This window comes from Agilicoccus flavus (assembly GCF_014857905.1).
In the GTDB taxonomy this organism is placed as follows: Bacteria; Actinomycetota; Actinomycetes; order Actinomycetales; family Dermatophilaceae; genus Agilicoccus; species Agilicoccus flavus.
Genome location: NZ_JACYXE010000010.1, coordinates 208506 through 219313, shown reverse-complemented (window position 1 = coordinate 219313; position 10808 = coordinate 208506). Strand labels below are relative to the sequence as shown.

Here is a 10808-nt window from a genome sequence, read left to right as displayed (position 1 = left end):
AGACACACCCGAAAATCCTGGCTGAAACAATGCAACCCATCACAGGCTGCGAATTGACTTCAACCAACAAACAATTGGCATCGATTTTTGGCACGCTGTTGAGTTCTCAAACATCGGACGCTCTCGAAAGATCCGGAAGCTTTTCGCTTCGTTCTCTTCCCGGCTGACTTCTTCAGCTTATCTCTTCCTCTTCGTGCCGGTCAAATTCGCTCTTTCCGATGTGATTCGGAAGGAGAGGCTTCGACCTGCGCTTCGGAAGCGACTCGCAGAAACTTATTGCGCTGTCCTCGAAGAGTCAAATCCGCCGACTCGCGGGCACGCTCGTAGAGCGAGATCCTCGTCGGTGGGTGTGCTCCCGGAACCGGGCAACCTGGACATCATAAGCACGTCGTCGGTGACGGGTCAACTCCGGGCCGGGCGGTCGGCGCGTGTGCGACCGCACCACTGCCGGCGACCGGGAGCTCGGGCCCGGAAAAGCCCTGGTCAACCCGGTCAGCCCTGGTCGGGCCCCGGTCGGCCCCACGGTCAGACGGGGTACACCCCGTGGCGCCGCCGGGAGAACTCCCGTTCCCGGCGGGTGGCGAACCGGAGGCGACGCGCGATGTCGTCGCGGAGTTCGTCGGCCTCGACGACGGAGTCGATGACGAGGTCGGCGGCCAACCGCTCGAGGTCGACGTCCGTCTCGTACTCCGCCCGCCGCGCCGCGACGAACGCCTCACGCTCGTCCGGGTCCTCGATCCCCGCGATCCGGTTCGCGTACACCGCGTTGACCGCGGCCTCGGGGCCCATCACCGCGATGCGGGCCGTCGGCAGCGCGATCGTCGCCTCCGGCCCGAACCCCGGACCGCCCATCGCGTACAGGCCGGCGCCGTACGCCTTGCGGACGACGACGCAGAGCTGGGGCACCGTGGCCTCGGACACGGCGGCGACCATCTTGGCGCCGTGCCGGATGATCCCGCCCCGCTCGACCTCCGAGCCGATCATGAAGCCCGGCACGTCGGCGAGGTACACGAGCGGGATCGAGAACGCGTCGCAGAGCCAGATGAAGCGGGTGGCCTTGTCGGCCGAGTCGGTGAACAGCACCCCGCCCTTGACCATCGAGTTGTTAGCGACGATGCCGATCGTGCGCCCCTCCAGGCGCCCGAACCCCACGACGAGCTCGGCCGCGAACAGCGGCTTGATCTCGAAGAACGACTCGTCGTCGACGAGCCCGTCGATGACCTCGTGGACGTCGAACGGGCGGCTCTCCACCTCCGGCACGGTCGTGCGGGTCAGCGGCGCCGACGGCTCCTCCGCCTCGTAGACCGGAGGGTCGAGCCGCCAGTTCTCGGGCAGGTAGGAGAAGTACAGGCGCGCGAGGTCGATGGCCTCCTCGTCGTCGGCCACGAGAAGGTCGCCCACCCCGGAGACCGTGCAGTGCATCCGCGCCCCGCCCATCTCCTCGAGGCTGACCCGCTCCCCCACGACCATCTCGGCCATGCGGGGGCTGCCGAGGTACATCGACGCGTTGCCGTCGACCATGATGACGACGTCGGTGAAGCTGGGGATGTAGGCGCCGCCCGCCGCCGAGGGGCCGAAGAGGCAGCAGATCTGCGGGACCCGCCCCGAGAGGGCGACCTGGTTGTGGAAGATCCGCCCCGCCCCCCGGCGCCCCGGGAACATCTCGACCTGGTCGGTGATGCGCGCCCCGGCCGAGTCGACGAACCAGAAGACCGGGAGTTCCTCGCGCAGCGCGGCCTCCGTCGCCCGGATGATCTTCTCGACCGTGCGCGCCCCCCAGGAGCCGGCCTTCACCGAGGGGTCGTTGGCGATGACGATCGCCGGACGCCCGTCGACGGTCCCCCGACCCGTGACCACCCCGTCCGCGGGCAGGCCCGGCGCCATCGCGTTGGCGTACCGCCCGTCCTCGACGAAGCTACCCGGGTCGAAGAGGCGATCGATCCGGTCGCGGACGTACAGCTTGTTCTGCGAGTCGAGCTTGGCGCGCGCCTTCTCGGACAGCGTCCCCGACGCCTCGTGGGCGGCGGCGAGCCGGGCCCGGACGTCGGCGACGCGCGGGTCGCCGCCCCGCTCCGGCGGCGTCGGTGCCGCGAACGACCCGTCCGTGGGGCCGTCCGGCGGCGTGGGCAGGACCGTCCTCGCCGCGGCCGTGCCGGTCGTGGTGGTCCTGGTGGTCGTCGGGGTCGTCTCGGCGCCTGCGCCGAGGGAGGTGTCGGTGGCGTCCGTGGTCTCGGTGGTCTCGGTGGTGTCGGTGGTCTCGCTCATGTGTGGTCCTCGTCGTCTCGGGCGGGCGTCAGCTCGGCAGGCCGAGGCCGCGACCGATGAGCATCCGCTGGACCTCCGACGTGCCCTCGCCGACCTCGAGGATCTTCGCGTCCCGGTAGAACCGGGCGATCGGGTACTCCTCCATGAACCCGTTGCCCCCGAACACCTGCGCGGCCGTGCGCGTCGCCGACACGGCGGCCTCCGTGGCGTACAGCTTGGCCATGGCGGCGGCGTTCTTGACCTCGGCGGACGTGCGCCGGCCGGCCTCCAGCTCGTCCTTGAGCCACGCCGCCTTGTAGGTGAGCAGGCGGGCGGCCTCGACGGACACGGCCAGGTCGGCGATCGGGAACGAGACGCCCTGGTTGACGCCGATCGGACGCCCGAAGGCGATGCGCGTCTTCGCGTACTCGGTGGACTGCTCGAGCATCGCCTGCGCCATGCCCACCGCGAGCGCCGCGATGGCGATGCGACCGTCGTCGAGGGTGGCGAGGAACTGGCGGAACCCGTGCCCGCGCGCCCCGAGCAGGTTCTCCTCCGGGACGCGGCAGTTCTCGAACGTGAGCCCGTGGGTGTCGCTGATGTGCCAGCCGAGCTTGCGGTAGGGGGGCTCCACGGTGAACCCGGGGGTTCCGGCGGGGATCATGATGGCGCTGATCTCGGGACGCCCGTCCTCGCGCTGCCCCGTGCGGGCCGTCACCGTGACCACCGACGTGATGTCGGTGCCGGAGTTCGTGATGAACGCCTTGGCGCCGTCGACGACCCACTGGTCGCCCTCCAGGCGCGCCCGGGTCTTCGTGGCCCCCGCGTCGGAACCCGCCTCCGGTTCCGTGAGACCGAAGCCGGCCAGCGCGCGCCCGGCGACGAGGTCGGGCAGGAAGCGCTCCTTCTGGGCGTGGTCGCCGAAGGTGAGGATCGGGTTGATGCCGAGGCCGACGCCCGCCGACAGGGTGATGCCGATCGACTGGTCGACCCGGCCCAGCTCCTCGATCGCGAGGCACAGGTAGGTGAACGCGCCCTCTTCGCGGGTGCCGCCGTACTCCTCCGGGACGACGATGCCGAAGAGGCCCATCTCGCCCATCTTGGGCACGAGCTCACTCGGGAAGTAGGAGTCGCGGTCCCACTGCGCGACGTGCGGGGCCACCTCCTGCTCGGCGAAGTCGCGGACCGCCTGGCGGAAGTCCTCGTGGTCGCTCGACAGTTCGAACATCGGCTGCTCCTTCGGCACGGGTGTCCGACCGGCCGCGGTCGCGGCGGTCGGCGCCGACGCGATGGCGACCGCGATCCGATCGGGACCGAGGGCCGGACGCGCCGTCGACGTCCCCGCCAACGTAGATCAGATCGGCGCCGGATGCGGCCCGGGCCCGACTGGCGGGCATGGACGTCTCGGGGGGCAATCCCTCCCGGGTCGCGGCGCAGCGGGACTCGATTCGACTCGGGCACAGTAGGTTTGCGACGCGACGCACCCGAATCGACGGGACCCTGTCGGTGCCCGGTGTTAGCTTCCGGTCATCGGCAGCGCAGGTCGCGCCGACGTCGACCCCGGCGTGGGCGCGCCCGGCGGTCCCCGTCGCGGACCGCCGCCCACGACACGACCGCCGGGAGGGGCCATGACCACACGTCCGGCCCGGCGTGGCCCGCGTCGACGCCGGCGCCCGGCCGCCGGATGGGCGGGCCCCGCTCCGACGGACGGCGGTGAGCCCGCGTGATCCGCTACCTCACGGCTCGGGTGGCCTCGTACGCGCTCATGGTGTTCGTCGCGACCTCCCTGTCGTACGTCGCGGCCGTGTCGTTCCTCGACCCGCGGCCCCGGCTCCTGCTGCGCACCCCGCGCCCCACGCCGGAGGCGGTCACGGCCCAGCTCACGGCCAACGGCCTCGATCCCGACGCCGGCGTGCTCGAGCGGTACGCGCGCTGGCTCGCCGGGGTCGTCTTCCGCTTCGACTGGGGGCTCGGTCCGGACGGTACCCGCGTGAACGACGAGTTCTTCGCCCGCGCTCTGGTCTCGGGGCGGCTCGTCCTCCTCGCGACGCTCGCCTCGATCGTCGTCGGCGTCGCCCTGGGGGTGTACGCGGCCTCCCGGCAGTACAGCTGGGGCGACCGGGTCGTCACCGGGGCGAGCTACCTGGTCAGCACGATCCCCGCCGTCGTGCTGTGCCTCGGCGTGCAGCTGGCGGGGATCGCGGTCAACGAGCGCGCCGGCCGCAGGCTCGTCCATGTCAGCGGCGCCTCGTCACCCACGCCGCCGGCGGGCGCGTGGGGCGGGCTCGTCGACGTCGCACAGCACCTCGCCCTCCCGACGATCGCCCTGACGCTCCTCGGCCACGCCGGCTATCAGCTCCTCCAGCGCTCTCTGCTCCTCGACACGATCGGGGCCGATCACGTGCGCGCCGCCCGCGCCCGGGGCCTCACGCGGGGGCAGGCGGTGCGGCGGCACGCGGTGCGGACCTCGTTCATCCCCGTGGCGCAGGGCATCGCGTTCGCCATCCCGGCGATCTTCACGGGCACGTTCGTCGTCGAACAGGTCTTCGCGTGGCAGGGGCTCGGCGTGTACACCCTGAGCGCGATCACGGCGACGCAGGACGTCAACGCGGTCGTCGCCGGGGTCGCCTTCGGCGGCGTGACGTTCGCCGTGGGGGCGATCCTCGCCGACCTCTCGGTCGCTCTCGTCGACCCCCGGGTGCGGGTGCACTGACGTGACGGAGCACAGCGTGCAGCACGGACCGGGCCGCCGGCACGAACAGCACGGACCGGGCGAACGGGGCGGGCGCGGCCGGCAGGGCGGCGAGGGGCCGACGACGGGGCCCGGACCGGTGCGCACGCCGTCGCTCCCGGGTGCCACGGGCGGTGTCGGCGGCGGTCTCGCGACGCCGGGGGCGGCCGCCGGGGCCGGGTTCGCGCGGATCACGACGCCGGTCCGGGCGCCGGTGGGCACCCCGAGGATGCGGCTCGTCACCCGGCGCCTCGCGCGCAACCCGGGCGCGGTGCTCGGCGGGGTGATGCTGGCCGCGGTCGTGCTCTTCGCTCTCGCGGGCAACGCCGGAAACCCGTACGCCTACGACCAGCAGGACCTGCTCAACCTCGGGTCGCCGCCCGGGACCGCCGGTCACCGCCTCGGTACGGACGCCGGCGGGTTCGACCTGTGGGCGATGCTCGTCCGGGGCACCGGGCGATCCCTGCTCGTCGCGCTCGTCGTCGGCCTCGTCACGCCGCTGCTCGCCGCCGTCTACGGGACGGCCATCGCCGTCCGGGGCGGCACGGTGGAGCGGGTCGGGGTGTGGGTGCTCGACATGATGCTCGTGCTGCCGTCGTTCCTCGTCGTCGCCGTGCTCATGGGCTCGACCGGCGGAGGCGCGCTCCACCTGGCCCTCGCCCTCACGGCGTTCGGCTGGGCCGGGCTCGCCCGCGTCGTCCGTGCGAGCGCCGCCTCGCTGCGCGAGCGCGACTACGTCCGCGCGGCCCGGTACCTCGGGGTGAGCGACCGGGAGATCGTCCTGCGCCACATCGTCCCCAACCTCGGCTCCTACCTCGTCGTCACGGTGGTGCTCACGACGTTCGGCGCGATCGTCGCGGAGACCACGCTGTCGTTCCTCGGGGTCGGCGTGCGACCGCCCGACGTCTCCCTCGGTCGGCTCATCGGCGACTCCGCCTCGCAGCTGGCCGCCTATCCGTGGCTCTTCTGGGGCCCGACGATCACCCTGCAGTGGCTGACGATCGCCCTCGCCCTCGTCGGCGACGGGGTGCGCGACACCCTCGACCCCACCTCCGGCTCGGGGGGTCGGGCGTGAGCCCCGGCCCGGTCGCCGGGAGCCGGACACCGGAGCGCGGCGCGGCGCCCGCCGGGGAACCGATCCTGTCGGTCCGCGACCTGCGCGTGCGCCTGGGCTCCGAGGCCGGTCCCGTCCACGCGGTGCGCGGCATCGACCTCGACGTGCACGCCGGGCGGACGCTCGCGCTCGTGGGCGAGTCGGGGGCCGGCAAGTCGGTCACCGCCCTCGCCCTCATGGGGCTGCTGCCCGACCGGGCGAACGTCGAGGGGTCCGTGCGGCTCGGGGGCACGCAGCTGCTCGGCCTGCCCGACCGGGCCATGTCCGCGTACCGGGGCCGCGACCTCGCGATGATCTTCCAGGACCCGTCGAGCTCCCTGACGCCGGTGCTCACCGTCGGCGATCAGATCGTCGAGGCCGTGCGCGCCCACCAGGACGTGTCCCGGCCGGCGGCGCGGCGCCGCGCGGTGGAGCTGGCCGACCTCGTGGGTCTCCCGAACCCGCGGACCGTGCTCGACGCCTACCCGCACGAGCTCTCGGGGGGCATGCGGCAACGGGTCGTCATCGCCGCCGCGATCGCGAACGAGCCCCGGGTCCTCGTCGCCGACGAGCCCACGACCGCGCTGGACGTGACGGTCCAGGCCCAGGTCCTTGACGTCCTGCGCTTCGCGCAGCACGAGACGGGCGCCGGGCTCCTGCTGCTCACGCACGACCTCGGGATCGTCGCCGGTCTCGCCGACGACGTGGCCGTCCTGTACGCGGGGCGCGTCGTCGAGCGCGCCGGGGTCGACGAGACCTTCGCCGGGCCCCGCATGCCGTACACGCTCGGGCTGCTCGGCGCCCTCCCGCGGCTCGAGCGCGCGCCGGGGCCGCCGATCACCGGTGTCGACGGCTCGCCGCCCACGCTGCTCGCCGAGCCGACCGGCTGCCCGTTCCTGCCGCGGTGTCCCCTCGCCGTCCCCGCGTGCGCGGACGGCGAACCCGCCCTGGTCCCGGTGCCGGCGGGAGGTGGGGGCGGGCCGTCCCCGACCGATCGACACGGCGCGCGGGTCGGGTGGTCCGGGCCGGGGGACTCCGGGCACGTCGCGGCGTGCCGTCGCGCGGGCGACCTGGGCCCCGGGGTCGACCCCCGAGACGTCTTCCCGGCACCGGTTCCCGCGACGCCGGCGCTGCGGGCGATCCCGCGGGAGGAGCGCCCGCCCGTGCTCGAGGTACGCGACCTCCGGGCCTCGTTCCCCCTCGGCGGGCGTGCCCCCTTCCGGCGACGCCGGGGCTCGGTGCGCGTCGTGGACGGCGTCGACCTCGACCTCGTCGCGGGTGAGTGCCTCGCTCTCGTGGGCGAGTCGGGGTGCGGGAAGACGACGACGCTGCGCCGGATCATGGACCTCGCCTGCGGGATGAGCACGGGGACGGACGTCGACGCGTCACGCGGCACGTCGGGAGGCGGGGCCAACGGTGAGTCCGGCGACGTCCGGGTGCTGGGCACACCGGTGTCGGGCCCGCCCGCGCGACGGCGGGCGCGGGCGGTTCGCGCGTCGGGCCGGCACGTGCAGCTCGTGTTCCAGGACTCGAGCGACGCGCTCGACCCGAGGCTGACCGTGTTCGAGGCGGTCGCCGAGGGTGCGCGCGCCGCCGGGACGCCCGCCGGGGACGTCGCCGCGCGCGTCGGCGAGCTCCTCGGCCTCGTCGACCTCGACCCGGTCCACGCGGACCGCTTCCCCGCCCAGCTCTCCGGCGGACAGCGCCAGCGCGTGGGCCTCGCCCGCGCGCTCGCGGTCGCCCCGAGCGTCCTCCTTCTCGACGAGCCCGTCTCGGCCCTCGACGTGTCGGTGCGGGCCGGCGTCCTCGACCTGCTCGGTGCCCTGCGGGCCGAGCTCGGTCTCGCCTACGTCCTCGTCGCGCACGACCTCGCCGTGGTCGCCCACGTCGCCGACCGGGTGGCCGTCATGTACCTCGGCCGCATCGTCGAGATCGGCGCCGTCGAGCAGGTCTTCGCCCGGCCCCGCCACCCGTACACGCGGGCGCTGCTGTCGGCCGTCCCGATCCCGGACCCGCCGCGGGAGCGTCGACGCGAACGCATCGCGCTCGCCGGCGACCCGCCCTCGCCCCTCGACCGCCCGGCGGGGTGCGTGTTCGCCTCCCGCTGCCCCGTCCTGCCCGGGCTCGACGCACCGGAGGCACACCGGTGCCGGACCCGGCAGCCCCCGCTGGTCGACGCGGACTCCCGTGCCGACCACCGGCACGCCTGCTTCTTCCCGGACGCTCCCCTGCTCGACCGGTCGACCCCCCGCGACACCGCGGCAACGTCCGGCCCGCACCTCGGCACCCGCCCGCGCCCCGCCTCCGATGCCCCCGTAGCCCCAGGGTCGCCCCTCGAAAGGACCCCCCGATGAGCGCACGTCCCCTCACCCTGGTCACGGCGGTCGCCCTCGCCGCCGCCGCGGGCCTCGCCGGATGCAGTTCCGGCGGTGGGGAACCGGGCGGCGGCGCCGCCACCCCGGCGACCCAGGACGCCGACGGGGCGAGCCGGCTCGCCGCGAACCACCCCGCCGATCGGTCGACGCTCGAGCAGGGCGGCACGCTGCGGCTGCCGATGACGGACTGGCCGGCGAACTTCAACGCCTGGCACATCGGCGGGAACGTCTCGTCCTACCGCGACGTCGTCGCGGCGACCGACCCCGTGCTCTACGACTACGCGCCGGACGGCACGATCTCGCCGCGGACCGACTTCCTCCTCGCCCTGCCGACGGTGCGGACCGAGGGCGGCCGGCAGGTCGTGACGTACCGGCTCAACCCGAAGGCGCGCTGGAACGACGGCACCCCGATCGACCACACCGCGTTCGCCGCGACGTGGAAGGCGAACGCCGCCCCGACGGGCAGAGGCCCGTACCAGAACGTCGCCACCGCGGGCTACGAGGACATCGCGGCGGTCTCGCGGGGGGCGACCGCGCACGAGGTCGTCGTCACGTTCGCCCGTCCGTTCCACCCGGTCACCGAGGTGTTCGGCAGCCTGCTCCACCCGAAGGTCGCCGCCTCCCCCGAGACGTTCAACGCGGGCCTGCGGACCGACGTCCACGCGGAGTGGCGCTCAGGGCCGTTCACGGTCGAGCGGGTGGACCCGACGAACAAGAGCCTGGTGCTCGTGCGCAACCCGTCCTGGTGGGGCGCGCGGCCGCTGCTCGACCGCGTGGTCTTCACCCAGATGGACGACTCGGCCACGATCCCGGCGTTCCGTAACGGCGAGATCGACGCGACCGGCGTGTCGACCAAGGCCCGCTACGCCCAGATCCAGGGCGCCCCCGGCCTCGACCTGCGCCGCAGCCAGCGGACGACGACGAACGTGCTCGTCCTCAACGCCAAGGCCGAGGGACTCACCGACGTGCGCGTGCGCAAGGCCCTGTGGCAGGCCGTCGACCGCGAGGAGTGGAAGCGGGTCCGGTACGCGGGGCTGAACTGGAGCGAGAAACCCGCGAATTCGGCCCTGTACTACTCCTTCCAGCCGGAGGCCCGCGACAACGTGCCGGTGAGCTTCTCGGTGCCGGAGGCGAGGAGGACGCTGGAGGCCGCCGGCTACACGGCGGGTGCCGACGGCGTCTACGCCAAGGCCGGGCGCCCCCTGTCCGTGACGTACACGAGCTTCGGGGACGACCCGATCCAGACCGCCCTCGCGCAGCTCCTGCGCACCCAGGTCCGCAAGGCGGGGATCGACCTGCGCCTCGACATCCGCCCCAAGGCCGCCTTCGGCGAGACCATCGCGAAGCGGGAGTACGGCATCGTCGCGATGGGATGGTCGTCCGGCTCACCGAGCCCGCTCGTCGCCGTCTGCCAGCTGTACTGCTCGGATTCCCCGTCGAACGCGTCGGGCGCCGGGACCCCGGACCTCGACACGACACTGCGCGGCCTCGGTGCGATCGCCGACCCGGCGCAGCAGGCCGCCGCGATCAACGCGGCGGAGAAGGCCTGGATGGCCCAGACCTACGGCCAGCTCCCGATCTCGAACGGGCCCGTCATCACGGCCACGCGGGCCGGTCTCGCGAACTGGGGGCCCGCGATGTTCGCGTCGCTGACCCCGCGGTGGGAGAACGTCGGTTGGACCCCGGGCAGCGCCCACGGCTGAGCCGCGGGTTCACCATCCGGGCAAGGGCGGAAGGGGGCCGGGCGGCGAGGGCACGTCGGGCAGGGCCGGCGCCGACGGGGCGGCCGGGACACTCGGGAACGGCGGCGGCGGGGCGGGCGTCGGCACCGTGGGGATCGCGGTGGACGGAGCAGGCACGGGCGGCTCCGGGGTGGTCGGGGTGGTCGGCCCGTCGGTCGCCGTCGCGCGGCCCGGATCGGTCGCGCCGGCGTCCGGCGACGCGCCCGGGGCCGCTCCGGTCCCGGTCGGGGTGGCCGGGGTCTCGGTGGGGTCCTGGGTACCCCCACCGGGGGGAGGTTCGGTGGCAGGGGTGCTCGCCCCGGTCGCCGGGTGCGTCGGGGTCGCCGTGACGGTCACGACGCCCGACGGACGGTTCCCGGGCAGCCCCGGGCCGCCGGGGCCGAGCAGCAGCCATCCGCCCGCGAGCGCCAGCGCGAGCGCCGCGGCCCCGCCCACCCACGCGAGCTGCCGCGCCGGCGAGATCGGCGCGGGCGGCCTCGAGGCGCCGGGAGTCCCCGGCGCCCCCGCCCCCGCCCGACGCCCGAAGCGCCTCCACCCACGAGGTGGCGTCGGTGCCGCCCGGGGCGTCGTCGCCGTCCGGGGCTCCCGTGTCGTCGATCGCTGCGGTGACGTCGGTGGCATCG

At 74.1% G+C, this 10808-nt stretch carries 6 protein-coding genes; 4 read left to right on the top strand and 2 right to left on the bottom strand.

Annotated elements, in window-relative coordinates:
• Positions 1-525 precede the first annotated feature (525 nt).
• A complete protein-coding gene (locus ICW24_RS15580; protein WP_226346642.1) occupies positions 526-2265 on the bottom strand; it encodes an acyl-CoA carboxylase subunit beta in 1740 nt (579 codons plus the stop codon).
• A 28-nt stretch (positions 2266-2293) separates the two neighbouring features.
• Entirely contained in the window at positions 2294-3472 is a 1179-nt protein-coding gene (locus ICW24_RS15575) for an acyl-CoA dehydrogenase family protein (protein ID WP_226346641.1), read from the bottom strand.
• Between the two features lie 495 nt (positions 3473-3967).
• Between ICW24_RS15575 and ICW24_RS15570 the strand changes: the two genes are divergently transcribed.
• From ICW24_RS15570 to ICW24_RS15555, 4 genes are read left to right on the top strand one after another with little or no spacing between them, the layout of a single operon-like run.
• Positions 3968-4957, top strand: a complete 990-nt coding sequence (locus ICW24_RS15570; RefSeq protein WP_226346640.1) for an ABC transporter permease — start codon at positions 3968-3970, stop codon at positions 4955-4957.
• A gap of 1 nt (position 4958) precedes the next feature.
• Positions 4959-6050 carry an ABC transporter permease gene (locus ICW24_RS15565; protein WP_226346639.1) on the top strand — a complete coding sequence of 364 codons (1092 nt, stop codon included), beginning with the start codon at positions 4959-4961 and terminating at the stop codon, positions 6048-6050.
• A complete protein-coding gene (locus ICW24_RS15560; RefSeq protein WP_226346638.1) occupies positions 6047-8422 on the top strand; it encodes an ABC transporter ATP-binding protein in 2376 nt (791 codons plus the stop codon). Before ICW24_RS15565 ends, ICW24_RS15560 begins: the two co-directional genes overlap by 4 nt.
• Positions 8419-10146, top strand: a complete 1728-nt coding sequence (locus tag ICW24_RS15555) for an ABC transporter family substrate-binding protein (RefSeq protein WP_226346637.1) — start codon at positions 8419-8421, stop codon at positions 10144-10146. The genes ICW24_RS15560 and ICW24_RS15555 overlap by 4 nt, the downstream gene beginning before the upstream one ends.
• The last annotated feature ends 662 nt before the right edge of the window (positions 10147-10808 follow it).